The 25,860-nt window shown below is 41.1% G+C and carries 25 protein-coding genes; 22 read left to right on the top strand and 3 right to left on the bottom strand.

The window, feature by feature from the left end; translation table 11 throughout:
* Window position 1: 1 nt before the first annotated feature.
* Genes murJ through CBS1_RS05640 form a run of 3 tightly spaced genes read left to right on the top strand, consistent with a single transcriptional unit; the run spans window position 2 to window position 3,411 of the window.
* On the top strand, window positions 2-1,426 hold the full coding sequence (gene murJ / locus CBS1_RS05650; RefSeq protein WP_236938693.1) for a murein biosynthesis integral membrane protein MurJ: 1,425 nt from the start codon (window positions 2-4) through the stop codon (window positions 1,424-1,426).
* A 49-nt stretch (window positions 1,427-1,475) separates the two neighbouring features.
* A complete protein-coding gene (locus CBS1_RS05645) occupies window positions 1,476-2,189 on the top strand; it encodes a biotin--[acetyl-CoA-carboxylase] ligase (protein ID WP_033192185.1) in 714 nt (237 codons plus the stop codon).
* Complete coding sequence (locus CBS1_RS05640; protein ID WP_033192184.1) at window positions 2,158-3,411, top strand: D-alanyl-D-alanine carboxypeptidase/D-alanyl-D-alanine-endopeptidase; 1,254 nt, start codon at window positions 2,158-2,160, stop codon at window positions 3,409-3,411. Before CBS1_RS05645 ends, CBS1_RS05640 begins: the two co-directional genes overlap by 32 nt.
* A gap of 5 nt (window positions 3,412-3,416) precedes the next feature.
* Here the strand turns inward: CBS1_RS05640 and CBS1_RS05635 are convergent, their stop codons facing one another.
* Entirely contained in the window at window positions 3,417-4,310 is an 894-nt protein-coding gene (locus CBS1_RS05635; RefSeq protein ID WP_090222050.1) for an alpha/beta hydrolase, read from the bottom strand.
* Window positions 4,310-5,272: a YbgA family protein gene (locus tag CBS1_RS05630; RefSeq protein WP_090222049.1), complete on the bottom strand. Its 963-nt coding sequence runs from the start codon at window positions 5,270-5,272 to the stop codon at window positions 4,310-4,312. Before CBS1_RS05630 ends, CBS1_RS05635 begins: the two co-directional genes overlap by 1 nt.
* Before the next feature lie 104 nt (window positions 5,273-5,376).
* Here CBS1_RS05630 and CBS1_RS05625 point away from each other — a divergent pair, with 104 nt between their 5' ends.
* A complete protein-coding gene (locus tag CBS1_RS05625) occupies window positions 5,377-5,556 on the top strand; it encodes an HTH domain-containing protein (protein ID WP_033192182.1) in 180 nt (59 codons plus the stop codon).
* An 84-nt stretch (window positions 5,557-5,640) separates the two neighbouring features.
* The gene (locus CBS1_RS05620; protein ID WP_033192181.1) at window positions 5,641-7,698 is read left to right on the top strand and encodes a metallophosphoesterase; all 2,058 of its coding nucleotides are present in this window, start codon (window positions 5,641-5,643) and stop codon (window positions 7,696-7,698) included.
* A gap of 131 nt (window positions 7,699-7,829) precedes the next feature.
* On the opposite strand, the gene hcp is transcribed toward CBS1_RS05620, so the two are convergent.
* Window positions 7,830-9,125 (bottom strand): hydroxylamine reductase, encoded by a 1,296-nt coding sequence (gene hcp, locus CBS1_RS05615; RefSeq protein ID WP_033192714.1) that lies wholly within the window; start codon window positions 9,123-9,125, stop codon window positions 7,830-7,832.
* Window positions 9,126-9,308: 183 nt separating this feature from the next.
* On the opposite strand from hcp, the gene CBS1_RS05610 reads away from it, so the two are divergent.
* From CBS1_RS05610 to CBS1_RS05530, 17 genes are all read left to right on the top strand, one after another.
* Entirely contained in the window at window positions 9,309-9,998 is a 690-nt protein-coding gene (locus CBS1_RS05610; RefSeq protein WP_033192180.1) for a Crp/Fnr family transcriptional regulator, read from the top strand.
* A gap of 260 nt (window positions 9,999-10,258) precedes the next feature.
* Window positions 10,259-11,296, top strand: coding sequence for an L-threonine 3-dehydrogenase (tdh, locus tag CBS1_RS05605; RefSeq protein ID WP_033192713.1), 1,038 nt, complete (start codon window positions 10,259-10,261; stop codon window positions 11,294-11,296).
* Between the two features lie 30 nt (window positions 11,297-11,326).
* Window positions 11,327-12,514: a glycine C-acetyltransferase gene (locus CBS1_RS05600; RefSeq protein ID WP_033192179.1), complete on the top strand. Its 1,188-nt coding sequence runs from the start codon at window positions 11,327-11,329 to the stop codon at window positions 12,512-12,514.
* Between the two features lie 66 nt (window positions 12,515-12,580).
* Window positions 12,581-13,795 (top strand): cyclic nucleotide-binding domain-containing protein, encoded by a 1,215-nt coding sequence (locus CBS1_RS05595; RefSeq protein WP_090222047.1) that lies wholly within the window; start codon window positions 12,581-12,583, stop codon window positions 13,793-13,795.
* Between the two features lie 41 nt (window positions 13,796-13,836).
* Entirely contained in the window at window positions 13,837-15,000 is a 1,164-nt protein-coding gene (gene iadA, locus CBS1_RS05590) for a beta-aspartyl-peptidase (RefSeq protein ID WP_033192177.1), read from the top strand.
* A gap of 128 nt (window positions 15,001-15,128) precedes the next feature.
* Window positions 15,129-16,280 (top strand): sodium ion-translocating decarboxylase subunit beta, encoded by a 1,152-nt coding sequence (locus CBS1_RS05585; protein WP_033192176.1) that lies wholly within the window; start codon window positions 15,129-15,131, stop codon window positions 16,278-16,280.
* Between the two features lie 37 nt (window positions 16,281-16,317).
* Entirely contained in the window at window positions 16,318-16,551 is a 234-nt protein-coding gene (locus CBS1_RS05580; RefSeq protein ID WP_033192175.1) for a 4Fe-4S dicluster domain-containing protein, read from the top strand.
* On the top strand, window positions 16,544-17,713 hold the full coding sequence (locus tag CBS1_RS05575; protein WP_033192174.1) for a 2-oxoacid:acceptor oxidoreductase subunit alpha: 1,170 nt from the start codon (window positions 16,544-16,546) through the stop codon (window positions 17,711-17,713). The genes CBS1_RS05580 and CBS1_RS05575 overlap by 8 nt, the downstream gene beginning before the upstream one ends.
* A gap of 123 nt (window positions 17,714-17,836) precedes the next feature.
* Window positions 17,837-20,449 carry a preprotein translocase subunit SecA gene (gene secA, locus CBS1_RS05570; RefSeq protein WP_033192173.1) on the top strand — a complete coding sequence of 871 codons (2,613 nt, stop codon included), beginning with the start codon at window positions 17,837-17,839 and terminating at the stop codon, window positions 20,447-20,449.
* 51 nt (window positions 20,450-20,500) lie between these two features.
* Window positions 20,501-21,232 carry a cyclic nucleotide-binding domain-containing protein gene (locus CBS1_RS05565; RefSeq protein WP_033192172.1) on the top strand — a complete coding sequence of 244 codons (732 nt, stop codon included), beginning with the start codon at window positions 20,501-20,503 and terminating at the stop codon, window positions 21,230-21,232.
* A complete protein-coding gene (locus CBS1_RS05560) occupies window positions 21,219-21,542 on the top strand; it encodes a Crp/Fnr family transcriptional regulator (RefSeq protein ID WP_090222046.1) in 324 nt (107 codons plus the stop codon). The genes CBS1_RS05565 and CBS1_RS05560 overlap by 14 nt, the downstream gene beginning before the upstream one ends.
* Before the next feature lie 92 nt (window positions 21,543-21,634).
* Window positions 21,635-22,042, top strand: a complete 408-nt coding sequence (mce, locus tag CBS1_RS05555; protein WP_090222045.1) for a methylmalonyl-CoA epimerase — start codon at window positions 21,635-21,637, stop codon at window positions 22,040-22,042.
* Window positions 22,043-22,089: 47 nt separating this feature from the next.
* A complete protein-coding gene (locus tag CBS1_RS05550; RefSeq protein ID WP_407918642.1) occupies window positions 22,090-23,628 on the top strand; it encodes an acyl-CoA carboxylase subunit beta in 1,539 nt (512 codons plus the stop codon).
* Window positions 23,629-23,681: 53 nt separating this feature from the next.
* Window positions 23,682-24,206 carry an OadG family protein gene (locus CBS1_RS05545; protein WP_090222042.1) on the top strand — a complete coding sequence of 175 codons (525 nt, stop codon included), beginning with the start codon at window positions 23,682-23,684 and terminating at the stop codon, window positions 24,204-24,206.
* Window positions 24,200-24,655 carry a biotin/lipoyl-containing protein gene (locus CBS1_RS05540; protein ID WP_090222041.1) on the top strand — a complete coding sequence of 152 codons (456 nt, stop codon included), beginning with the start codon at window positions 24,200-24,202 and terminating at the stop codon, window positions 24,653-24,655. Before CBS1_RS05545 ends, CBS1_RS05540 begins: the two co-directional genes overlap by 7 nt.
* A gap of 171 nt (window positions 24,656-24,826) precedes the next feature.
* Complete coding sequence (locus tag CBS1_RS05535; protein ID WP_090222039.1) at window positions 24,827-25,279, top strand: hypothetical protein; 453 nt, start codon at window positions 24,827-24,829, stop codon at window positions 25,277-25,279.
* A 98-nt stretch (window positions 25,280-25,377) separates the two neighbouring features.
* Window positions 25,378-25,815 (top strand): hypothetical protein, encoded by a 438-nt coding sequence (locus CBS1_RS05530; protein WP_090222038.1) that lies wholly within the window; start codon window positions 25,378-25,380, stop codon window positions 25,813-25,815.
* Window positions 25,816-25,860 lie beyond the last annotated feature (45 nt).

Below are 25,860 nucleotides of genomic sequence, written 5' to 3'. Positions count from 1 at the left end.
GATGCTAAGTAGTCTTGCATTCGCTATAGCAACGTTCCTATCAAGGGTTTTAGGCCTTGTTCGAGACATGCTCATGGCTTCCAAGTTTGGAACATCTTGGCAAGCTGATGCTTACTTCGTAGCCATCTTGTTCCCGTTTTTCTTAAGAAGGGTTTTTGGTGAAGGTGCAATGACTTCCGCGTTCGTACCGCTCTACAGTGAATCAGAGGATAAGGATGAGTTCTTGTCATCGGTTCTAACAAGTTTTACTGTAGTTTTAGCGATTATAGTCTTAGTGGTCGTGATATTTCCCGATATCGTTATATATCTGTTCAGCTCAGGCGCTGCACCACAGACTAAGGAACTAATCCGTACTTTAACAAGAATAACGGCACCTTCGATCCTCTTCATATTCTGGTGGGCTATAACGTACTCAATCGAGAACACGCGTGGCAAATTCTTTTACCCAGCACTGACACCGATTATTCCGAACATTGTAATAATAGTCTTCATGCTCATCCCGGGTTTGGGTATCTACGGACCCACCTGGGGTTTTTTAATAGGGGAAGCGGCAGCGTTTTTGGCACTGGCATATCCACTGAAAAGGCACAAGCTTCGTTTCACATTTAGGTACACACGTGATTTTCTAAGGTTATTCTGGCCCAGTTTCCTTGCAATGTCCATTTCTCAGATTAATAGTATAGTTGACACGAACGTAGTATCTTATTACAGCAAAGGACTTGGCGGTGGCGTTTCGTACCTTCAGTACGCATCAAGGTTTTACATGCTACCATACGGTTTATTCGGAGTGGCTGTGGCGACAGTTATACTCTCCACAATCAGTAACGATAGGCAAAACTACAGCAAACACTTAAGGAGTGGAATAACTTCAACGCTCTTTTTTACAGTTCCCGCAGCTGTTGGTCTTTTGGTTCTTGATGAACCGATCCTTAGATTATTCTACGAGTATGGGCGATTTACGGCCAAAGATACAAGAATCACCGCGCAGGTGCTAAATGCGTACGTTGTTGGTCTGCCGTTTTACGGTATGTACTCAACAATGGCTCGCGCACGTCATGCGATGAAGGACATGAAAACACCGCTGAAAGCGACAACAATAGTGGCTCTTACCAACGTGGTGATGGACCTTCTTGTTGGTTTAAAGTACGGACCCGTAGGTGTCGCATTAGCTACTAGCGTTGCGGGAATTATCGGGTTTTTGTATCTTCTTGCAAAGGAAGAGAACAAGAAACTTTTTGAAAAGGATGATTTATACATTATTTTGTCTTCTCTTCTGATGGGTATATCAACGTACTACTTTTCGAGTATTTCACAAAGACGCATATGGGTGATCCCATCAACAATCTTCGGCGCATTGGTTTACTTGCTCTTTTCAGCAATCTTTTTGAGACACAGGTTGAAGGATTTTTTGAAGAGAAGAACGTGAGTTACTGGCAGCAGATTGAAAAAATACTCAAGGGGAGCTGGATAGTGAGATGATAGGTGAGGAGATAGAAGTACTATATGAAGTCGACAGTACAAACGAGTTCTTGAAAAGGAACTACAAATCTTTCCACGACGGAGCTATAGTTGTTGCGATAAAACAGACAGCTGGCAAAGGCAGAATGGGAAGGACTTGGTATTCCCCAGAAGGTGGACTGTGGTACTCAGTGCTCTTTAAACCAAAGGTGCACCTGAATCTCCACGTCTACACGAAGATATTCTCTATAGCAATTGTGGAAGTTCTGAGAAAGCTGAAAGTGAAGGCGTACATAAAATGGCCGAACGATATATACTACAACGGAAAAAAGGTTGCGGGTATACTTTCCGAGGCTGTTTCTGTCAACGACAGGGTAATTGCTATTATCGTAGGCATAGGTATAAATGTAAACAACGATATTCCTGAGGATTTAAAAGATATAGCGATTTCTTTGAAAGATATCCTCAAGAAAAAGGTGAAAATCACTTACCTACTTGATACTGTAAACAAACACGCATGGAATCTACTGATAACATACAGAAATGAAACGGAAAATATCACAAAACTTTGGAAGAAATACTTAGTTCCCAAAGAAGGAGATAAGCTTAAAGTAAAAGTGGACGATCAAATTGTTGAAGGAACAGTTTTGAAAATCGGTGATGATACGTTGTACATTGATGTGGGAGGCAAAGTAATAGGTGTTCAGAGCATACATCAGATCGTTGAGTAAAGAATCAAGAAGATTGAAATACTCTCAAAATAATTTTTTCTATCTTTCGCTGGTATTTTTCACATCCATTATTTTTATCATTTATCCTTCCGTAATATTGGCTCAAGACGTTTACTCCATCATAACCTCGAAGGCACCACAGGGTGGATTTGTTGGTGTGTATTTTGTTGATGTAGACAATGGAAATACACTTGTTCGGTACAACGAACACAGTCTCTTTGTTCCCGCTTCATTGACAAAAATCTTCTCCACGCTCGTTGCGTGGGAAGTGCTTGGGCCTGATTTTCGCTACACTACAACGGTGTACGTTCCTCGCGGTAACATATCTCCGACAGTTCGAGGCAACATTGTCATCAAAGGTAACGGTGACCCTTCGATGAGCGTCGATACGCTCAAAGCGAACCTCAAAAAATTTGTCATTGAAGGCGTAAGGGAGATAGAAGGTAACATAGTAATCGACAATTCTTTCTTCTCCAATGAAAGATGGGGTATCGGTTGGGAATGGGATTATAAAAATCCAAGCGTTGATGCCTTGATACTTAAAGAAAATCCTAACAATTTTAATCCATACGATACAACTGCTGTAGCTTTGAACTTTGGCTTTCATATTAAACAGATACTCAGCAGCTATGGTATCAACGTTAAAGGTACGGTCAAGATAGGTAAACTAACAAGTGACTACAGAGAGTTCATAGTGATCAAGTCTGCCCCTTTAAAGAATCTCATCTCGGTGGCGAACAAATACAGTAGTAACTCGTATGCAGAACAGATACTGAGAACTGTAGGACTGAGAGTTTACGGTTTTGGTAGTATATATAACTCACTTAAAGTTATGAACGATTTTTACAAAAAGCTCTTTGGAGAGTATTATCCATTCAAGCTTAACGACGGCTCTGGATTATCAACCTATAACCTTGCAACCCCTTACATGATTACCCAGGTGTTGGTCTATGCTTACAAAACCCACGGAGGTTTTAATGGATTTATATCAACGTTAGCAAGTTCGGGAAAAGAGGGCACTATGGAAAAAAGACTTGGTGATATAACACTTTATGCCAAAACGGGCACTCTGCAGAAAGTTTCGAACATAGCGGGAGTGATGGTCACAAAGACAGGTCGGAAAGTGGCGTTTACAATCATGGTTAATAACTTTATAATTCCAACGTACATGGCTATGCAATACCAAGATGAGATAATAAGATACGTCTGGAACAATTACTAATCTACTCATCTTAGAATTTTTCGAATTTTCTTGAGTGCATCTTTTGACTCTGGCAAGAACGTAAAAATTACCCAATCGTAGAACATGGTTGGATACTCGAAATAATTAAGCGGGAGGTTGTGTACTTCACAGACCTCCCTTAATTTTTTCGAATCCGGATGCAACAAATCGTTAGTTCCGGTGAAAACAGTTATTTGACAAAGGTTTGAAAAATCACCGTAGATAGGACTAAGACGAGGGTCTTTCAAATTAGCATCCTCGTTACCTGCATACCTTTGCGCAGCAGCCTTTAAACCTTTAACGGTTAGCATCACATCCCTCTTCTCATATTGCTCCAGTTCCGGATTGCTCAAACTCAAATCCAGCCAAGCAGAGAAAAGAACAACGTGATCTGGCAATCTTTTACTTTCGTCACGTAGTTTTAGCGTAAAACCTAACGCTAACCCTCCACCTGCCGAATCACCCATAAAAACGATATTTCTCTCACCGTGTTTTTCAAGGAGCAAAGTATATAACTCGTCCAAGAACATATACGTGTCTTTCCATATGTATTCTGGGGCAAGGGGATAATCTGGTACGTACACCGTTGCAGATGTGCACTCGATAAGCTTTTCGACAAACTTCCAGTGCATTTTTGTTAAGTTTGATATATACGCTCCTCCGTGGAGGAACAAAATAGTTGTGCTTGAATTTGCAGTTTTTGGTGTAATTTCCCAAACACTTCTTCCTAAGGTCTGGAAAGAATGAACTTCCACTTTGTTGCACAAAGAATATCCCGGAAGAGCGGGAGATTTGTTGAAAGTATCCTTGAGCATTTTGACTTCTACAATTTTTGAAAAATTAATAAACTTAAGCAGTTGGTAAGCGATTTTCGACTCGATGCTTATATGCCTTGTCATTACTCTGTTCTTTCTGTTACATCTCTTTCGTTTTTCAAATGGTCCAATTCCTTGGGGTAGGGTTCGAAAAGAGTTTGGTCTAAGACGTACTCTATCGAATACCTGATTGCCCAGGATTTTAGAATGGCAAGAACTGTTTGCAAATTCACAACGCCGTTTCTGTAGTCCTCAACCAAATCCATAAAGTAAGCCTTTTCTTGCGCTGACAATTTGTCTTTGAAATACCCGTACAGGTGCAACAGAGTATTTATCATCTTTGACTTCTTTACAGGTGTTTTTAGGGCTTTGACGAGAAGTTGTCCGTACGCTTTTTTTGTTGAATCGTCGAATCCCTTTTGCGCTACCAGTTTTCCCATATCTCTCATAACCTTTTCGTTCTTTGCCAAGAGCAGAAATTTATTCTTCGAATGGAACTCAACAAGCTCCCTTTTCGTTTTGACACCTCTGAACATTGCGTACGTAAATATAAATGTAAAGAATTCAAACCTCAATTTATCGTTTGTAAGTCTCATTTCACTTTCGATGGCAAGATATGGGAACCTCTCCAACATCACCTTAGCAAAGAGCCCAGGCGTTTTTGAAATGACCCTACCATTTTCGCCATACAACTTTGCATCGTTCAAAGCACAAGACGGAGATTTAGACTTTAAGATCATTCCATCGATGTTGTCTGGAATATGGTCGGCATAATTATTAGCAAAAGAGAGCATTTTCTCTGTGAGGTCTTCCGTTCTAGATTTGTTTAGGAGTTTAAGCTCGTTGTTTATTAGAAAAACATCTATGGGTTCCCTTGGAATTGGCAGACCTATTTCCACCTCAGGACACACCCGGACAAAATCGCAATAACTTTCGAGTTTTTTTACAACATCGCTCGAAATAATTCCACCGTCGTATCTTGTGTGTTCAAAAAAACACCTGCTTACAATTATTGTCGGTCTTGCATATGATATGTTGTTTGGCATACTTTCACCTCTCTCGATTATTTATGGTATAATTATTATACCACGGATAACTATAAACACTGTCGAACTTCGTTTACTTTTGGAACAAGAAAGGGGGAAGTTGTATGGATAAAAAGGAACTTGTTTTCAAAGTTCTTTTAGAGTCAGACAAACCACTGAGACCGGGAGATATCGCCGAAAAGGCTGGGCTTTCCAAAGAAGAAGTGGACAAAGCCATAAAAGCACTCAAAGAAGAAGGAAAGATAGAATCGCCTAAAAGGTGCTACTACCAGGCAAAAAAATAACACGAATTGAACTCCCGCTTTTTGGCGGGAGTTTTTTGAAAATGGACATGAGATAGAAATCAAAAGTATGTAGGAGGTCAAAGTGTGAAAAGACGTTTCGTTCGGTTTTCATTGGTTTTCGTGTTCATATCTGTCTTATTAGTACTCCAATCGCTTTCCATTGCTCAAACCAACCAAGCATATCCATTCACCTTCCACAACGGATATATTGCTTTACTAACAGACTTACACTATCCGTACAAATCAAAAACAGTTGAGAAATTATTAGGCGAAATTGCTGAAATAAAACCACAGGCAGTCTTTCTTTTGGGTGACCTCACCGAAATAGGAAGTGATGAAGAGTTCAATAAGTTGCACGAAACGCTGCTCATTCTGGAACGTGCAAAGATTCCGTACAGGTACATTTTGGGTAACCACGATGTGCGGTGGAGTTATCAGATAAGAAAGACGAAGAGGTTGGATATCAACAATTCAGCAGGGCTCTATGAAACATTCACTTACGAAGTTGGTGATTTTGTCGTCATAGGTATCGGTACAACGATGCTCTTCCAACACGTGGGTCATATCGGGGAAATTCAGTTGAAATGGTTGAAACAAGAGCTGGAGAGGTCTAAATCCAAAGGTAAGCAGGTAATTTTGCTGTCTCACCATCCATTTGGTGGACCTAATAATTACACCGATGATGGTTGGAAGGTTTTAGAGATGCTTCCAGATTATGATGTTCCGCTTGTGTTGTCTGGACATGTTCACAAATACGACCACTCGGGATTCTATAACTGGGCTTGGTTTCAGACCGTGGGTGCTGCGAAAGATGGTTATATGACTGTTTTAAGCTGGGATAACGAGCAAGCTTACTTATGGAAGTATGATGTAAGTACGGATGGTTTTGAAATACTCAAAAGTGTTCCTCTCAAAAAACAGAAAAGACAGTTGGTAAACGGAACTATAACACTCGTAAAAAATGCGGATGGCACAGTTAAGATAAAAGTAGAGGGTGTTGGCGCAGAAAGGATAAGGATAATAGCAAACGGTAAAGTGATACACGAACGTGCACTTCAAAATACTTCTGAGAAACCTTCAACGTACGAAGTTACTCTTAACAACCTTCCAAAGGTTGATATTTCAGTACTGCTGAGAGTTTCCTTAATAGGTAAAGAAGGAGTTTTTCAAAAGTTCTTTGTACTTGAACAACAACAAAAAGGTTGGTCGTTCCAACTGGAAGATACAATCTACTCAAAGCCTGCAGTTTTGGAAGGTGGCTTTGTTATTGCCGACTACTCTGGCAACGTAGTTTTTTTAAAAGATGGAAAAGCCTTTTGGAAGAAAAAAATAGGTTCTGTTGTGGCAAATATAGAGACTATTTCTGGTAATTTTGTCTTAGGCGCTTTGGATGGAAATTTATATCTGTTTGATGTAAATGGAAATTTGCTTAAGCAGGTAAAATTATCCGAACCAATACATGCAATTAAAAAAGGAAATTCAACACTTGCTGTTTGCGCAGGTAAGTATTTTTACATACTGAAAGCTACCGATTTAACGGTGATAGCAAAACATGATTTGAAGGGCTTGCTTGAAATTCAGCCGCTTTTTGAAAACGGTAAATACTATCAACCATCTTGGGACGGTAAGATTTACATAGTTAGCGAGGATGGAAAATTAATTGACCAATTTGAAGTTGGAAAAAGTTACTACACATCTGGCAGTTCAATACCTGCAATTGTTGGGAATTTGCTGATATATGCAAACATAGAAGGGACAGTCAATGCGATGGATGTTCAAACCAAAGGAAAAATTTGGAGCTTGAAAATACCAGGTGTTGGATACTCTTCTGTGAAACGTCAGGGTGATTTTGTTTATGTCACAACAATGAACGGTGAAGTATACAAAATAGGGGCAAAAACCGGAAAAATCATTTGGAACGTCAAGTTGAATTCCTCAACAATGGTAGCAGATCCGATAATTCTCGACCAAAAACAACTTGTTTTAGGAACGGACCGTGGGGAGGTAGCTTTTGTTGATTTGGACTCGGGAAATTACGATATGATTTTTGCTGGAACAGGGTATCTAACGAGCCTTTTGCCTTTTGAGAATAACGTTTTGTGCACATTCGCAAATGGAGTAGTTCGTTATTTACACTTATAGATTTATCCAAGAACTTTATAATTCCATTGTCAGTAGAGGAAATTTTCAAACTTGATAAGTTTTGAGTCTTGAAACAAGAAACGCTGGGCGCATGATGCCCAGCGTTTGTTTTCTGATAGTGTGGTTATCTTTTAGTTTTTCAAGATAGCTTTTATATCCTCCTCCGGCTCTCCTATCAGCTTTATACCATAGTTGTTTACAAGAACCTTTAAAATATCATCATTCACCCAAGCTGGTAGCACTGGACCAATGTATATGCCTTTCAATCCAAGTGCAAGCAGCGTCCAAAGTATTGCAACCGCTTTCTGTTCCATCCATGTGAGCACAAGCGTCAGTGGTAATTCTGCAACCGGTACACCGAAAGTTTCGGAAAGTGCCATGGCGATTTCAAGTGCCACTATCGTGTCGTTGCACTGACCAACATCTATGAGCCTTGGTATACCTTCGATATCTCCAAGCTGCAAGTCGTTAATTCTGAACTTGCCACATGCAAGAGTAATGACGACGGTTTCTCTTGGAAGTTTTTGGACGAATTCTCTGTAGTATACACCTCGTTTGGTTGGTGTATCGCAACCACCTACAACGAAGAAGTGCTTAATCTTGCCAGCTTCGACAAGTTCTTTTATCTTGCCAGCAAGTGATTTTACCACACTTGCCGAGTATCCGGTCGTTAATTTGTATTTTCCAGGTTGTTCTGGAAGTTTTGGCAGAGATTTTGCCTTGGCTATTACTTCGGAATAATCATAGCCTTCAATGTGTTTTACTCCGGGCAGTCTTGCAATTGAAGTTGTGAACATTCTGTCTTTGTAAGATTCTTTTGGTAACAAGACACAGTTGCTTGTTCCCAATATTGCTGCAGGAATCTTATCGAACAGTTCCCTTTGGTCATACCAAGCTGCGCCAAGGTTTCCTGCGAGATTTTTGTACTTTCTTAGTCCCGGGTAACCATGCGCTGGCAACATTTCCGAGTGAGTGTATACATAGACATCGGTTCCTTCAACTTGCTTGAGCAGTTCTTCGAGGGCTTTTAGGTTATGACCTGTCACAATGATCGCGTGTCCTTCTTTCGTTCCTGTTTCTACTTCAACAGGTGTTGGTTCTCCGTACGTTTCAATATGGGCTTTTTTCAAAAGCTGCATGACTTTAAAGTTCATCATACCTGCCTTGAGTGCTAGGTTGACAAACTCTTGTGCATCGAAATTGACGTTTGTAAGAGTTGAATACAGTCCCTCACCCAAGAATGCTGCGATTTCTTCGTCTTTGTAGCCCAGCTCTCGTGCGTGGTAGTAGTACGCAGAGATGCCTTTTAGTATATACTGCAGGTTATCCTGCAATCTTGCGACCGTCGGTTCTTTGCCACACACACCCGTTATCGTACAAGCTTCTCCCTTCATCGCTTGCGAACACTGATAACAAAACATGTTCAACGCCATAGTAACACCTCCTGAAAAAGAATTTTAGTATGTGGTTTCTCAAAATCATTGTGAAATTTTTCTTATTGTTTCCGCGTATATGATAACTGAAACCAAAGAATTTTTCCGTAACCTATGTTACAATTTATGTAGAATCAAAAAAATTACTTTAAACTCATCCACTAAGGGGGAATTGAGATGAGTAGCTCGAATCAACGTTTCATTGAGGCTCTTCAAACGTGCGAGATATTCAAAGGTGTTGAGAAAAGCTGTATAGAAGAGGTCGTTCGTAATGCTCGGGTTGAGAGGTATGATTCAAAAGAATTAGTAAGAATCAGGGGAGATTCATGTGAGGAACTGCTCTTTTTAGTGGAAGGCGAGGCATTTGGGCTGTTCACTAACCCAGAAGGACGCGTTTTACAGATTGACCACATGTTCGCTCCAAAGCTCTTGGCAGCGGCTGTTATCTTTTCTACAGATGCCAAGTATCCCGTCGATGTTGAAACAGTCAAGCCTTCTGTGTTTTTATCTGTCGAAAAGGATTTTTTCGTCTCCTTGCTTATGAAAAACGAGAAGCTCCTAAGGAATTATCTGCAATATGTTAGCGATGCTTTTGTGTTTATCACCGATAGGTTCTACGAAATAACGATGAAAAATCTCGTTCAAAAAGTCTGCTCATATCTTGTTAGACTAATGGATGAACAGAATTCCTCCACAGTAACCATGTATATGTCGAAGGAAGAATTGGCAAGAGAATTCGGTGCAACAAGACCTGCACTTTCGAGGGTGTTTATAGAACTGGAAAGGCTTGGAATTATTGAGATGGAAGGCAAGAGAGTAGCGATAAGGAATGAAAGATATGTTAGGGATTATGCAGAATTCGATTGAAACATGGAGTTTTGAGAGTTTCTTTTAAATTTCACATAGCGAACATTATTGAGAAAATAAGTGAATTTTACCACATAAGGAACTTTTCCAATGTTTTTTCTTTCGTATGCTCGTTAAATTATCGCTTGGTGAAGTTTCTTTGTTTCTTGGTTGGTTGTATAATTGAATTGTGCAGCGCATTAGAACAACTTGTCCAAAAAATCTAACGAAGCTGACAAAAGGAGGCGATTGCCTTGGGAACAGAAACAGCATATGGGACAATGAGAGCGATAATGAAAAAGGTAGCTGGTCCTGGTTTGGTGATGGAGCAGGTCAAAAGGCCCACTCAAGAAGACTTGGGACCTCGAGATGTGCTTGTTAAGGTTAGACGTGCTTCAATTTGTGGAACTGATGTTCACATATACAAATGGGATGAATGGTCACAATCTCGTATAATTCCACCGCTCATCACTGGTCACGAGATGGCAGGTGAAGTTGTAGCAGTTGGCAGTGCTGTAACTCAAGTGAAGGTTGGTGATTTGGTCGCAGCGGAAACTCATATTCCTTGTGAACACTGCTATCAATGTAAAACTGGAAGGATGCACGTGTGTAAGAATCTAAAAATCTTGGGTGTTGATACGAATGGTATTTTCGCAGAATATGCTATCATCCCAGAAACCGTCCTTTGGAGATTCTCGCCCGAAATCCCATTGGATTACGCCTCTGTTATGGAACCGTTCGGAAACGCAATTCATACGGCATCCGTCACAAACTTACTTGGAAAGACGGTACTTATAACCGGTGCAGGCCCGATAGGTTTGATGGCGATCCAAGTGGCAAAAGTTGCAGGTGCAAGTACTGTGATCGTTTCGGAAGTTGACCCACTGAGAATAGAAATGGCGCAAGAAAACGGTGCCGATGTTGTGATAAATCCTGCGGAAAAAGATTTGGTCAAGGAAGTTTATAAACTACTCGGCGATGGAGTCGACGTTTTGCTCGAAATGAGTGGTAACAGGAAAGCGTTTGAGGACGGTTTAAAATGCGTCACGATGGGCGGAGAGGTATCTGTTCTTGGTATATTCGGTGGAAAGATCGATATTAATTTTGACGCGTTAATCACCATGAGAGGACTTACGGTCTATGGTATAACAGGTAGAAGGATGTTCGAGACATGGAGAATAGCTGATGAGCTTTTACGAACAAAGAAAGTTGACCTTTCAAAAGTTGTTACTCACGTGCTTCCGTTTAACGAGTGGGAAAAAGGTTTCGAACTCATGCTCAACAAACAATGTGGTAAAGTTGTTTTGAATCTGGATTAATTAAAAACTGATTTTCAAAGGGGGGAGATTATGTTTAACTACAAAATCTTAGAAGACGAAATGGAAACATTGAAGAACGAAGGACTTTACATTAATATACGCACGCTTGAGTCTCCACAGGGTGCATGGATCGTTGTCAATGGTAAACGAGTGCTGAACCTCTGCTCGAACAACTATCTTGGTTTTGCTAACGATGAAAGGCTCAAACAAGCAGCGATAAAGGCGATTCAGGAATGGGGAGTTGGACCTGGAGCCGTTCGAACTATCGCAGGAACGATGAAGATTCACGAAGAACTCGAGAAAGCACTTGCCGAATTTAAGGGAGCTGAAGCTACTATTTTCTTGCAGTCAGGATTTGTGGCAAATCAGGCAGCGATCCCAACAATTTTTGGTGATGAGAACGATGCCATTATTTCCGATGAGCTTAATCATGCAAGCATAATCGATGGTGTTCGACTTTCAAAGGCGAAAAGGTACGTTTATAAACACAACGATATGAACGAATTGGAAGCAAGGCTCAAAGAAGCAAGGGATGTCCAAAAAGCAAGAAGGATACTAATAGTAACAGATGGTGTCTTCAGTATGGATGGAGATATCGCTCCGCTTCCAGAGATAGTCAACCTTGCAGAACAATACGGTGCCGCTGTCATGGTTGACGATGCGCACGGGGAAGGTGTCCTTGGTAGAGCTGGAAGAGGCATCGTGGATCACTTTGGACTCCATGGGAAAGTTGATATGGAAATAGGAACGCTTTCTAAAGCATTTGGTGTGCTTGGAGGTTACATCGCAGGTAGTGAAACGCTTGTTAGATATCTGAAGCAAAAAGCAAGACCATTCCTTTTCAGCACAGGACTCACACCTGCTGATGTGGCAGCTTGTCTTGAGGCTGTCAGGATACTGCAAGAGAGCGATGAAAGGGTTAAGAGGCTCTGGAACAATGCAGATTATTTCAAAACGGAGATGAAAAAGCTAGGTTTCGACCTTGGAGTGAGCCAAACGCCGATAACACCTGTTATGCTTTACGATGCGAAGGTTGCAACTCAGTTCAGTAAAGAACTCTTCGAAGAAGGTATCTTTGCACAGGCGATAGGTTATCCAACCGTTCCGAAAGGAAAGGCAAGGATACGGGTGATGATAAGCGCCGTGCATTCGAAGGAAGACCTTGACTTTGCGCTTGAGAAATTTGAGAAAGTCGGAAAGAAATTGGCCGTTATATGATAAAATTAAGCCGGGCACAATGTGCCCGGTTTTTCTTTGAACCTTTTTATCTGAGGAGATGGAACCATGGAGACTTTCGTACTCCCAGCGGGAACGAAAATCTACGATTATATGGAAGTTCCCCGGTATTTGTACTACTTAATTGATGGTATAGTCGAAACTAAGCTCTTTAATAGAACAATGCGCATTGAAACAGGGGCACTTGGAGAATGGGCTCTTTTCAACCTGCCATCACAAGAGCAAGTCGTTTCGGTAAGCGAAGTAACGCTTTTTGCTATAAAGCCAGATGAGATTTACAACTTCGAGCACACAGGGAAAGCTTTAAAAAACATAATTCCGTCGGTAGCTGCGAGGTTACTCCTAATCGATTCTGAGCTTACAGAATCTCAAGAAATCCCAACGTACGTTGGACCGGATAGGATGAGATTTTTTAACAAAGTGCATCCGGGGGCCTATAAAATTACAGACAGTATTTTTCAAGATATGCTCCAAGTCAAATCACTTTACGCAGCAGGTTACTACAAAGAAGCATACGATGTAATTGTAAAACTCATGCCTCAAACGATTAACGAAGAGCTCAGAAAAGAAATAATGATATGGCACACATTGTTGAGCATGATTTTAGAACCTGAAAAGGCAGATGTACATTTTAGACGCCTAAGTCCAAAAGATTATTCCGAACATCTGTCTTATTTGTACTTAACGAGTTTTTACAAAGGTGGAGAGAAGCAAGAGATTCTGGAGATATACATGAAAGCGGGATTGCACCTTCCAAGCGAAACGATTGTAACATTGGAGGGTGAGGTTGCTACCGAGGCGTTTCTTGTTCTAAAGGGATATTTAAAGGCGGTGAAGCTTTTTGAAGATAGGGAAGTCTTGATGAGTATAGTAGGACCTGGTGAATTTGTTGGAGAGGGCGCAATAATGAATTCGAAAACAAGGATGGCAACACTTTATTCGATATCCCCAACAGATATAATACCACTTAGCACTGAGAGTATAGAAAAGGCGGCTTTAACAAATCCCGGTTTTATTTTGAAGATATGTGAGTCACAGCTTAGACGTATAATGCAAGTGAAACAGCTGTTGGAAATAAAGAGTCAGAGTAATCAGATCCAAAGAACGATTATGGCGATAAATTATTTTAAACCAATTTTTGGTAAAGCAAAAGTGAGTGTGCGAGATATAGCTTATTTGGTCGACGTAAATGTTGAACGAGTAATCGAAGAAGTAAAAAGAATGGGATACAAGATAGGCATTGATGGTTCGATCGGTGTTTAAGTAGCTCATTCACTCTGGTTGCAAACTCAAGGAGGAAGGAAATGATAAAAATTATAAAGAACGCCAAAGTATTTTCACCTGAGTATATTGGAAAAAAGGACGTCATTTTTTACCATAAAGTCATCCACGTGGGCGAAGGTGTGAATACTTCAGTTCTCCCTTTTGAGCACGAAATTTACGATGCCAACGGACTTTTGCTATTGCCCGGGCTTATCGATCCGCATGTTCACATAACTGGCGGGGGTGGAGAAGGGGGATTTGAAACCAGAACTCCAGAGTTGAAAATTTCAGACTGCATAAGAAGCGGGGTGACAACGGTTGTTGGATGTCTTGGGACCGATGGTATTACCAGAAGTCTTGAGAACCTGTACGCTAAAGCAAAATCTCTTGAAAGCGAAGGGTTAAACACTTTCATATACACAGGCTCTTATCGTGTTCCTCCAGTAACGTTCACTGGAAGCATCATGAGGGACATTGTATTGATCGACAAGGTCATCGGTGTTGGCGAAATCGCCATATCTGACCACAGGTCTTCCCAACCGACACTTGAGGAAATTTTAAGAATCGTTGCCGATATAAGGGTTGGAGGGATGATTTCCGGTAAAGCTGGTATCGTGAATTTCCATGTCGGATCTGGCAAAAGAGGAATTGAATATCTGTTCGATATCATAGAAAAAACGGAAATCCCAATCCAACATCTGTATCCTACACACATGAGCAGAAGCAGGAAGCTTTTTGAACAAGGTCTTGAATTCGCTAAACGGGGTGGAACAATCGACCTAACCGCGCTTCAGCCGAAAGACGCTGAATTTGTTCGTGCTGAATTTACCACGATAGATGCAATATGCGAAGCATATGAAAACGGGTTACTTGATAATGTAACTATCTCCTCAGATGGGCAAGGCAGTCTTCCAAAGTTCGATGATAATGGGAACTTTGTAGGACTTGATGTTGGGAGTGTCAGTGCAGTTTGGTACACTATTCGCAAAGTACTGGAAAAAGGTCTACCACTGGCGGAAGTTCTCAAAATCTCAACTACGAATCCTGCAAGGGTCTTCAAATTGAATAAGGGGAAAATAGCAAAGGGGCAGGATGCAGATTTTATTTTGGTAGACGAACAGAGTTTTGAAATCGTGAGCGTAATCAGTAAAGGTGAATTTCTGATGAAAGATGGGGTAATGAAGAACTTAAACTTTGAATTTTGAGACAATTCAATGAAATATTCCCATATACTTAGTTTTGTTCTTCGTGTTTCTTGTTGAAAAGTCTCTGCGAAGATAGTATACTGGATATTGAGAAAGATATCAAAATAAAAACCAGGAGGCCAGAGCAAATGCTGGAGGAGTTTCTTGCTTTTATCAGAACAATGGCGTTTTCTCAAATGACATTTGGCAACATCTTCATGATAGCCATTGCTGGTGTTCTGATATACGTTGCCGTTAAAAAAGATGCCGAGCCACTGTTGTTGATACCTATCGCTTTTGGTATCGTTCTTTCCAACATTCCACCACTTGCAACAGGTATCTTGAACCCACCGCAGACGTTTCCAGATGGTCGGTTCATTCCTGGTGGATTTATGTATTACATAAAGAAAGGACTTGACTTAGGGATTTACCCACCATTAATCTTTCTTGGTATCGGTGCGTTGACGGATTTTTCGTTCATGTTATCTTATCCAATTACCATATTCCTCGGTGGAGCAGCTCAGATTGGAATATTCATAACGTTCTTGCTTGCAAGGGCTTTTGGATTTACTTTAAAGCAAGCTGCGGCCATTGGTATCATCGGAGGTGCAGACGGACCAACGTCGATTTATGTTTCCACAAAATTCTCTCCAGAGCTTTTGTCGATAATAGCAATCGCTGCATATTCTTACATCGCGCTTATTCCAATACTCCAACCACCTGTATCTAAGCTTCTGACAACCAGAAAGGAAAGGTTAATCCGAATGAACCCGCCGAGAAAGGTTACCAGAACCGAAAAGATCATCTTTTCGCTGATCACGACACTTGTTACCGCACTTTTGGTTCCACAATCTTTAACGTTGGTTGGACCACTGATGTTTGGTAATCTTCTCAGGGAAGTTGGCAATGTGAAGCGCCTTGTTGAAGCAGCGAGCAGGTACGTACTCGACACTGTGACTATCTTGCTATGCTTGTCTGTTGGAGCTTCGGCAAGGGCCGATATCTTTTTGACACCACAATCTTTACTTGTATTTGGCATGGGAGCGTTCGCATTTGTCTCCGCTCTTTCAAGCGGTATTCTATTTGCCAAGTTCATGAATTTGTTCTTAAAAAACAAGGTCAACCCACTTATTGGTGCTGCGGGAGTTTCTGCAGTTCCTGATTCTGCAAGGGTTGCTCAAAAACTTGCTCAAGAAGAGGATCCAACTAACTTCATACTCATGCACGCTATGTCACCGAATGTTGCCGGGGTCATTGGATCAGCAGTTGCTGCAGGTGTGTTCCTGGCTATTTTCAAGTAATTGTCCGAAGAAGAACTGATTTTAGGGAGGTAAGAAAATGGCTAAAAAGCAGTACAGAGTTGAGATAAAGTACGAATGGTGTAAGGCTTGTGGGATTTGTTATCATGTGTGTCCCACAAAGACAATTGTTCAGGGTGAGCTTAATAAACCAGCAGTTTACGACCACAGTACGTGCATTGGATGTTTGATGTGTGAGAATCTGTGTCCTGATTTTGTTATAAATATCGTCGAGATCAAAGAAGAACAAAAGGCGGGTGTTGAAAATGCCTAAGAATCCAAGGATGGTGTTTTGGCAAGGAAATGAAGCTTGCGCATATGGTGCGATAAAGGCAGGCTGCCGTTTTTACGCTGGTTATCCAATTACTCCATCCTCTGAGATAGCCGAAACGATGGCAAAAGAACTTCCCAAAGTCGGAGGGGTTTTCATACAAATGGAAGATGAAATAGCGAGTGCCGCTGCGATTATAGGTGCATCGCTTGCGGGAGTAAAGTCTATGACAGCAACAAGTGGACCAGGTTTTAGCCTCATGCAAGAAGCTATAGGTTATGCGATAATGACGGAAACACCGACGGTTTTTGTTAACGTTATGCGCGGAGGGCCATCAACTGGTATGCCCACCAAACCATCCCAAGGTGATATAATGCAAGCAAGGTGGGGAACGCATGGTGATCATGCGATTATAGCGCTTTATCCTTCGACAGTGGAGGAAGTTTACAGGTACACTATTAAAGCTTTCAACTTAGCTGAAGAGTACAGAACACCTGTGGTACTTTTGATGGATGAAGTACTTGGCCATATGTACGAAAACTTTATGCTACCACCAGATAGTGAAATTGAAATAATTGAAAGGCTTTCATCCCGCGAACTTGAGGAAGAAGAACTTTTTGTACCATTTTCTGAAAGTGAGTATGCCGAGAACCTTCCACCTTCACTCGTAGAAATGGGTAAGGCCCACTTCCACGTCTCCGGTTTGGTTCACGATGAATCAGGATTCCCAATGGCCACGGCGGAAACCGCTGAAAAACTCATCAGAAGGCTTGTTAACAAGATTAAGTTACATATCGATAAAATAGCCGAGTGCGAAGAATTCATGACGGACGATGCTGAGACGGTAATAATTGCCTATGGTTCAGTTGCAAGGTCGGCAAAGGAAGCTGTGCTTATAGCAAGGAAGGAAGGAATAAAAGTAGGCTTGCTTAGGCCAATAACAATATGGCCAATTCCTATAGAAAAGATGAGAAAGAAACTCGCGAATGTTCAAAACGTTTTGGTTGCTGAGATGAACTTAGGACAGTACGCCAGTGAAGTTGTAAAACTGATAAAGCCAGGCACGAAATTGAGATTACTCAGCAGGGTTGGCGGTGAGCTCATAGCACCTCATGAAATACTGAACGAACTTAATAACATGCTCCTCGAAGGCATAGATTTCTAATATACGTTTTCTTTCTGGTCATCCTTGCTAATCGGCAGGATGACCTTTTTCTTTTCTTGTGGTAAAATATTCTTGAACCGACGAAAATTAATAAACAAAAAGGATAGTAGGAGGACTTGGAAAATGCTCAAAAGCTTGAAAAAGTTGTTTGATAAGAACGAAATGGAAATAAGAAAGGCAAGGAAGTTGGTTGAGCAAATAAACGAGCTCGAACCACAAGTACGGAACATGTCGTTTCTGCAGATGCAAGAATACGTTTTATCAAAGAAGGGGACGTTGGAAAGCTTAGATGAACTGGACGAATATCTGGTTGATATTTTTGCTTTTACAAGAGAAGTAGCGAGAAGAACCGTAGGAATGAGACATTTCGATGTTCAATTAATTGGTGGCATAGTGCTCCACAAAGGAAAAATTGCGGAGATGAAAACTGGAGAAGGCAAGACTTTGGTTGCAACCTTACCTGTTGTATTGAACTCCCTAATGAACAGAAACATCCACATGGTTACGGTGAACGACTACCTTGCCAAAAGGGATGCCATGTGGATGGGACCGATATATCTGGCCCTCGGTCTAAGGGTGGGAGTTATAACAACATCTGGTAAGGCATATGAAGTAGTTTGGAAAAACCCAGAGTTAGCTCAGAAAGGTCTTGAAGAAAATTATTGCGTCTGGCCTGACGATTTCGACGGGGAGTTCTTACCAGACGAAGCAAAAGTCAAAAAGGCCGTCGAAGCGTTCGAAGTAGATGTAATAGAGGTGAGCAAAAAGGGAGCTTACCGGTGCGATGTAACATACGGAACGAATTCGGAATTTGGATTCGATTACCTCAGAGACAACCTGGTTATATCGATAGAAGACAAAGTTCAAACTGGGCACTTTTATGCCATAGTCGACGAGGTCGACAGCATACTAATAGATGAGGCAAGAACACCGCTCATCATCAGTGGTCCATCGAAGAACAATGCAGCGGTTTACAAACAATTCTACCAAATTGCGAAACGTTTAGAGAAAGACAAGCACTTTAAAGTAGATGAAGAACATCGTTCGGTGATTTTAACGGACGAAGGCATAGATTACCTTGAAAGGTTACTTGGCGTTGATAACTTATACGATCCAGCAAACGTTAACAGCATCTATCACATAATAAACTCACTCAAAGCGATTCATTTGTTCAAAAAGGACGTTGATTACATAGTTCACAACGGGCAGGTCTTGATTGTCGACGAATTCACAGGTCGTGTTCTTCCTGGAAGGCGCTACAGTGGAGGATTGCATCAGGCAATAGAGGCAAAGGAAGGCGTTCCAATAAAGGAGGAGAGCATAACATACGCTACGATAACTTATCAGAATTATTTCAGGATGTACGAAAAGCTCGCAGGTATGACCGGAACTGCTAAAACGGAAGAAGAAGAATTCAAAGCAATATATGGGCTTGATGTTGTCGTTATCCCGACTCATAAGCCGATGATAAGGGTAGACAGGGACGATTTAATTTACAGGACCGTCGAAGAAAAATACAAAGCAATTGTTGAGGAGATAAAGAAAAGATACGAGAAAGGGCAACCTGTTCTTGTAGGAACGACGTCCATAGAAAAAAGCGAAAGACTCAGTGAAATGCTCAAAAAAGAGAAAATTCCTCACCAAGTTTTGAATGCAAAGTACCACGAAAAAGAAGCGCAGATTATAGCTCAAGCCGGTCAAAAAGGCATGGTCACAATTGCCACCAATATGGCTGGTAGGGGAACGGACATCAAGCTCGGACCTGGTGTTAAAGAGCTTGGTGGATTGTTGGTTATAGGAACAGAAAGGCACGAGAGCAGAAGGATAGACAACCAACTACGCGGAAGGTCAGGTAGGCAGGGAGACCCTGGGGAGTCGATATTCTTTCTCTCGCTTGAAGATGACTTAATGAGAATCTTCGGTGGTGACAGGATACAAAAGGTCATGGACATGGTGAAAATCGAACCGGGTCAGCCGATATACCATCCTTTGTTGACCAAATTGATAGAGCAAGTTCAAAAGAAGGTCGAGGGTATAAACTTTGGAGTGCGTAAATTCCTGCTCGAACTTGATAGCGTCTTAGATACACAAAGAAGAGCAATCTACGGCTACAGAGATTACATATTGCAGCACAACGTTGACCATTTCATGGAAGAGGCGATTGAAAACTTTGTAGAATCAAGATTGGAGGAATTCTGTTCAACACCTGAATGGAACAAGGAAGGGCTTAAAGACTCATTTGCCATAATAAAAGACTATGTGAACGTCGATGAAATTATAGAAAAATACGACGACAGAGAAAAGCTCAAGGAAGAACTCATAAATCGCATCAAACAAGCCTATGAATCGAAGAAAAAAGAATTCGGAGAAGAAGATTTTGAACACGTCGCAAAATTCATAGTGTTGAGGATCATAGACGAGAATTGGAGACAATATCTTGAAGAAGTCGAACACGTCAAGGAATCTGTTAGATTAAGAAGTTACGGCCAAAAGGATCCTGTTTTGGAGTTCAAGAAGGAAACTTATGAAATGTTCACAGACATGATGATGCGCAATTACGAGCTGGCCGTTTCTTACCTACTCAACCTCAGGAGAGTTGACAACAAAGCCGAGGAAGAATCGAAAAAAGAGCTCGCAAGGGTTAGCACAATCCATGAAGAGTTCAAACTTATTGAGGAAAGTAAACAAGATAAGTCAGGTAACAGGAAGCCGAAGCTAAAGATTAAGAGAGGATAGCGCATGCCAAAGTACTAAAAACACGTACATCTTTTCAAAGAAGGTGAAAAGATGAAGGTCGAGGGAGTAATCTTTAGAAAAGGAGAAGTACCCAAGACACTGTTCAAGATCATTTCAGGTACAATCCGAGAAACAAGACATGATACATATCACGACTTGACGAAAGGCGACTACGTGGCACTTGTTGAGTACTTACTTCAAATCCCTTTGGAGGATGACGTAATAGCCTTAGAAGAATCTGAAATTGTCGAAACAAACTTAGAAAATGAATACGAAAGAATTATCCGAAGTATTATCGCCTTGAGAAAAATCATATACGAGACATCGATAGATTTGGAAAATCTTGTCTTAGATGACTTCAATTTTGAAACGGAAAACATGGATGAATACCTTAATCAAATAGAAGCCCTCTTAACTCTTTCTGGTGGAGAATTGCCTGAAGATAAAGACGAAGCTGTAGAATTGATAGAAAGCCTTGAGGACGACAAATTGCTCACTAAAGTCAATTTGGTGAAGAAATTCGTTGAACGCTTTCCAGAAGAACAAATCGGTGGGAAGCTTCTTATCGAAACAGCTGCAAAGGTTTATATTGTTCTAAACGACAGATACGTTGCCAAAGCCTTGCTGAAAAAGGTTTTGCTCTACTATTCACATCTTCTGGACTACTCTTACGAGGCAATAAAGACGTTGGAGAGCATATATAGAGAAGAAGGTAACATCATATACAGAAGGTACGCCAAAATGGCAAGAGTTTTAGAGGTGATGTTACGTGGAAACTCTTGAATTCAAGGATGGAGATAAGATAATTGAAAAAGACAAGAAAGAACCGTACGTGTACATCGTGAAGTCTGGGAAGGTAAAGGTTTCCTTGGGCGCATATGAGACAATACTTTCCGAGGAACTTCCAGATGTGTTTGGACTTGAAGCCCTGGTTGATGAACCTTATACAGAAACCTGCATTGCCGTTGGTGATGTGAAAGTAATACGCTGCGAAAAAAACGAATTCAAAGACATATACGTAAAAACTGAAGTTGGAAAGGAAGCACTCAAAAGCTTTATGAGAAGAACCGCAAAAGCCTTAGGATGGATATGAACGGCTTTAGAAGGGTTTGAGAAGTTATGAAAAATCTGTAGAATGTAATTAGAAGACAAGCAGTAAAATTACTTTCGGGGGTGAACTAAGGTATGCATACAAACAGAATAGACCATATTGGAATAGCGGTTAAAGATGCAAAAGAAAAGCTAAAACTGTACAAAGATTTTCTGGGATTAGAAGTTACAGAAATTGAGGAACTTCCCGAACGGGGGCTAAGAGTTTACTTTATAAAAGTCGGAGATACACGAATCGAATTGCTTGAACCGATGAATGAAAATTCGGAAGTTTCAGGCTTCCTTGAAAAGAAGGGCGAGGGAATCCATCACATTGCCTTTAACGTACACGGTATCGACGAAGCCGTGGTTTTGGCAAAGTCTCACGGGCTTCAACCACTATCTGAAGAACCAAAGCCTGGTGCTGGTGGAACAAGAGTTTTGTTCCTACATCCGAAAACAACAGGAGGAGTTTTAATTGAGCTCGTGGAAGGTGAACATTGATTACAATGCATGGTAATAGATTAATAAAAGGGGTGGATTAGATGGAGATGGAAGAACTTATACAGCAGCTCAAATCCATAGAAGCTGAAGTTGAACAAGGTGGTGGCCAGGACAAAATAGAAAAGCAACATGCAGAAGGGAAATTAACAGCTCGCGAAAGACTCCAGTTGCTATTTGACGAAGGAACATTTGAGGAAATCGATAAGTTTGTTAAACATAGAAATACCATGTTTGGACTCGATAAGATGAAGCTACCCGCTGATGGTGTTGTGACAGGCATTGGAAAAGTAAACGGGAGACCTGTTGCCGCATTTTCACAGGACTTTACAGTTATGGGTGGTTCACTTGGTGAAATGCACGCAAAAAAGATAATGAAGGTAATGGATTTGGCGCTTAAAATGGGCATCCCGCTTGTTGGGATAAACGATTCTGGCGGTGCGCGAATACAAGAAGGTGTTGATTCACTTTACGGCTACGGAGAGATATTCTTCAGGAACACAATAGCTTCCGGTGTAATACCACAAATCACCGTTATCGCAGGTCCATGCGCCGGAGGGGCGGTTTATTCTCCAGCAATAACAGATTTTGTCGTGATGGTTGACAAAACGGCACAGATGTTTATCACCGGTCCAAACGTCATAAAGGCTGTTACAGGCGAAGACATATCAAAAGAAGACCTCGGAGGTGCGTTCGTTCACAACACCAAGAGCGGAAACGCGCATTTCTTAGCGTCAGATGATAAACAAGCTATAGAAATGGTTAAAAAACTAATTTCTTACATTCCGCAGAACAATATGGAAGAACCACCTTTTGAAGGGGAAGTGACAGTTCCAAATAGTTCAGATATTCACACGATAGTTCCTGTTGATCCTAAGAAAGGTTTTGACGTACGTGATGTGATAAAGAAAGTTGTCGACGAAGGAACGTTTTTCGAGGTGCACGAACATTTTGCAAAGAACATAGTTGTTGGCTTTGCAAGAATCAACGGAAGGTCTGTTGGAATTGTTGCAAACCAACCAAACTACCTTGCTGGTGTGCTTGATATAGACTCCTCTGACAAAGCGGCAAGGTTTATAAGGTTCTTGGATGCGTTCAACATTCCGATTATCACATTTGTTGATACACCGGGATATCTACCAGGAACAAAACAAGAGCACGGAGGAATAATCAGGCATGGCGCCAAATTGCTGTACGCTTACAGTGAGGCTACGGTTCCAAAAATAACGATAATCTTGAGAAAGGCATACGGTGGGGCGTATATCGCGATGGGCAGTAAACACCTAGGGGCTGATTTTGTAGCTGCCTGGCCGACGGCAGAAATTGCTGTTATGGGTCCGGATGGCGCAGCCAATATCATATTCAAAAAAGAAATTGACTCTTCCGAAAATCCAGAAGAAACAAGAAAACAGAAAATAGAAGAGTACAGACAACTCTTTGCAAATCCATATGTCGCAGCATCAAGAGGTTATATAGATGCCGTAATTGATCCAGCAGAAACAAGAACGTGGATCGAAAAAGCACTTGAGTACAGTGCGACAAAAGTTGAGTCAAGACCGAGGAAAAAACACGGAAACATACCGCTGTAATACTCGTAACTTTCTGATTCGAAGTTTCCAAACACTAACGAGGTGATAAGCAAATGCCTATTGAAGCTACGGTAACACAATTATCTCAAACACTCCAAGCTACTCAACTAATTAACGAGGCGGCGTCATTGGTTCAAACAACAGCTCAAACCGCTACACAGACAACATCATTGCCAATAGAACTCACAGTGACAATTGTTGGAATAACGACTGTTTTCCTTGTTTTTGTAATACTTTACGCGATATTTAAACTGATGGAATATTTTGGAGTAAGCAAGAATAAGCAGATGAAAATTCCATCAGTAAAAGCACCTGGTGAAACTAGAGAAGAACAATCTATACAAACTACGCAAAATATCTCGGAAAAAAGCATTCAACCTACTTCACAAACGAAAGTAGATGAATCTGAAGAAATAGCGGCCGTTTTTGGCGCAATCTATGCTGTACTTGGAACAAACGTTGTTGTTAGGTCTGTAACCAAGGTTCCTCCAAATGCAACAAGGACTACAAGAATCAAAGGACAGCGTGGATGGGAAGAATGGAGAACATACGGATGGCGAGGTGGAAATAGATGGTGAGAAAATTCGTTGTCAGGGTTAATGGAAAAGAGTACGTGGTTGAAGTTGAAGAGCTCGGAGCTGTTCAGCAAACTCAAGGTGTTCAGAACACCATAACTCAGAGCGTCCAGACAGTTTCACAACCTGTCCAAACACAATCGCAAGCCCTTGGAGAAAAAAGTCCTGCGGTTGTAGAAACAAAAGTACCACGACCAACACAATCAACACAAGAACCGGCAGCGAGCTCATCGGGTCTAAGTGCGAAAATAATCTCTCCGATGTCGGGCGTTATCCTCAAAGTTTTAGTTAGCGAAGGCCAGAAGGTAGAATATGGGCAAAAAGTTGTAATTCTTGAAGCAATGAAGATGGAAAACGACATAGTTGCAGATAGAGCTGGCACCGTCAAAAAGATTCACGTCAAAGAAGGAGATACAGTAGACACAGGGCAGGTATTGGTGGAACTAGAGTAAATCTTTTTCAAAAAAATACACTACCGAAACACCGATGGTCGCTTTTTTGGCCATCGGTGTTTTTTATTGTTTTTTTTCACTTTTTCCTTTCTTTTTCCGTCCAGCGTTATTATAATCCCAAGTGTCGGTTAAAAAACAGATGCAAAACTACACTAAAGGGGAGGTAGTGATATGAGAAGGATTTTTGTAGTTTCGTTGATGGTGTTACTTACGGGGCTTATGCTTGCGGCTGGAAGTGTAACTTTGCAATTGAACCAAAGCACTGCTTGGAGCCAGACTTTGACATTCTCTGTGAGACAGTGGATTAAAGTTACATGGGACTATAATGAAAATCAAACTTTTGCGGTTGACGACACAAACTATACGGCTACAGTTGGGAACATCGAATTTAGGTCAAACAAACAGTTCAAAGTTTACTATGGCGTTGGTAGTACCTTACCAACAGGTGTTCAAGTAGTCTCTCTTAAAGTTGGTTCAACAACATTGTCGAGCTCAAGCACTTCACCAACGCAAGTCTCAACGAAAATTTTGTCAGGAGCATTTGCTGTTGAGTTTAACTCCGAGGTTTTGAATGTGGGAAACGACTTTCAAGTGAGATTTGATTTCACATTCCTTCCGTTCTAATACTTAATACTTGAGTGAAAGGTTTAAAATATTTGAGAGGGGCTTAAGGCCCCTCTTAGTTTTTTGAAAGTTGTGGTATAATAAAGGTGGTGATGAATTTGTTCAACGATAATTTTAAGACTATTGTGAGTATGCTTTACTTGATTGTAGAAAACTTTTCGTTAACACTTGCCATAGTTGTTCTTGTAACTTCTTTTGCTCTATCAACGTTTGGGGCTGTTATAAACATTCAGTGGTTCTACGATGAAAACCAGAGGTTTATTTTTGATGACGTAAACAAACTTGCAACAATAGGAAGGATATACATATATTCAGACATCAAATTCAAAGTTTACGCAGTTGCGCAGATTTTTGATGCAACAGGTATTAGTGTAAGCCGAATCAGGATAAAAAACGACTGGATATCCCTAAATCCTGCGTATCCAACCTCCGTTCCAAATCGTTGGTTATACGGAGATTTGGTTATATACTTTACATTTACTGAGTTGCCTGATGACTTTACGTTGCTGTTGACGTTTGTGTTCTTGCCGTTTTGAGCTATTAAGATCTGAGGAGTGATCAACCACGGAGAAACAGAAAAT

It is taken from the genome of Fervidobacterium changbaicum (genome assembly GCF_004117075.1).
GTDB lineage: Bacteria > Thermotogota > Thermotogae > Thermotogales > Fervidobacteriaceae > Fervidobacterium > Fervidobacterium islandicum.
The sequence above is the reverse complement of the archived record's forward strand: the minus strand, read 5'-3'. Positions and strand labels throughout refer to the sequence as shown.

Excerpts from the sequence above, each read along its gene's own strand:
- murJ (WP_236938693.1), top strand. The coding sequence starts at position 2 with ATGCTAAGTAGTCTTGCATTCGCTATAGCAACGTTCCTATCAAGGGTT.
- CBS1_RS05645 (WP_033192185.1), top strand. The coding sequence starts at position 1,476 with ATGATAGGTGAGGAGATAGAAGTACTATATGAAGTCGACAGTACAAAC.
- CBS1_RS05635 (WP_090222050.1), bottom strand. The coding sequence starts at position 4,310 with ATGACAAGGCATATAAGCATCGAGTCGAAAATCGCTTACCAACTGCTT.
- CBS1_RS05630 (WP_090222049.1), bottom strand. The coding sequence starts at position 5,272 with ATGCCAAACAACATATCATATGCAAGACCGACAATAATTGTAAGCAGG.
- CBS1_RS05625 (WP_033192182.1), top strand. The coding sequence starts at position 5,377 with ATGGATAAAAAGGAACTTGTTTTCAAAGTTCTTTTAGAGTCAGACAAA.
- CBS1_RS05610 (WP_033192180.1), top strand. The coding sequence starts at position 9,309 with ATGAGTAGCTCGAATCAACGTTTCATTGAGGCTCTTCAAACGTGCGAG.
- tdh (WP_033192713.1), top strand. The coding sequence starts at position 10,259 with ATGAGAGCGATAATGAAAAAGGTAGCTGGTCCTGGTTTGGTGATGGAG.
- CBS1_RS05600 (WP_033192179.1), top strand. The coding sequence starts at position 11,327 with ATGTTTAACTACAAAATCTTAGAAGACGAAATGGAAACATTGAAGAAC.
- CBS1_RS05595 (WP_090222047.1), top strand. The coding sequence starts at position 12,581 with ATGGAGACTTTCGTACTCCCAGCGGGAACGAAAATCTACGATTATATG.
- iadA (WP_033192177.1), top strand. The coding sequence starts at position 13,837 with ATGATAAAAATTATAAAGAACGCCAAAGTATTTTCACCTGAGTATATT.
- CBS1_RS05585 (WP_033192176.1), top strand. The coding sequence starts at position 15,129 with ATGCTGGAGGAGTTTCTTGCTTTTATCAGAACAATGGCGTTTTCTCAA.
- CBS1_RS05580 (WP_033192175.1), top strand. The coding sequence starts at position 16,318 with ATGGCTAAAAAGCAGTACAGAGTTGAGATAAAGTACGAATGGTGTAAG.
- CBS1_RS05575 (WP_033192174.1), top strand. The coding sequence starts at position 16,544 with ATGCCTAAGAATCCAAGGATGGTGTTTTGGCAAGGAAATGAAGCTTGC.
- secA (WP_033192173.1), top strand. The coding sequence starts at position 17,837 with ATGCTCAAAAGCTTGAAAAAGTTGTTTGATAAGAACGAAATGGAAATA.
- CBS1_RS05565 (WP_033192172.1), top strand. The coding sequence starts at position 20,501 with ATGAAGGTCGAGGGAGTAATCTTTAGAAAAGGAGAAGTACCCAAGACA.
- mce (WP_090222045.1), top strand. The coding sequence starts at position 21,635 with ATGCATACAAACAGAATAGACCATATTGGAATAGCGGTTAAAGATGCA.
- CBS1_RS05550 (WP_407918642.1), top strand. The coding sequence starts at position 22,090 with ATGGAAGAACTTATACAGCAGCTCAAATCCATAGAAGCTGAAGTTGAA.
- CBS1_RS05545 (WP_090222042.1), top strand. The coding sequence starts at position 23,682 with ATGCCTATTGAAGCTACGGTAACACAATTATCTCAAACACTCCAAGCT.
- CBS1_RS05540 (WP_090222041.1), top strand. The coding sequence starts at position 24,200 with ATGGTGAGAAAATTCGTTGTCAGGGTTAATGGAAAAGAGTACGTGGTT.
- CBS1_RS05535 (WP_090222039.1), top strand. The coding sequence starts at position 24,827 with ATGAGAAGGATTTTTGTAGTTTCGTTGATGGTGTTACTTACGGGGCTT.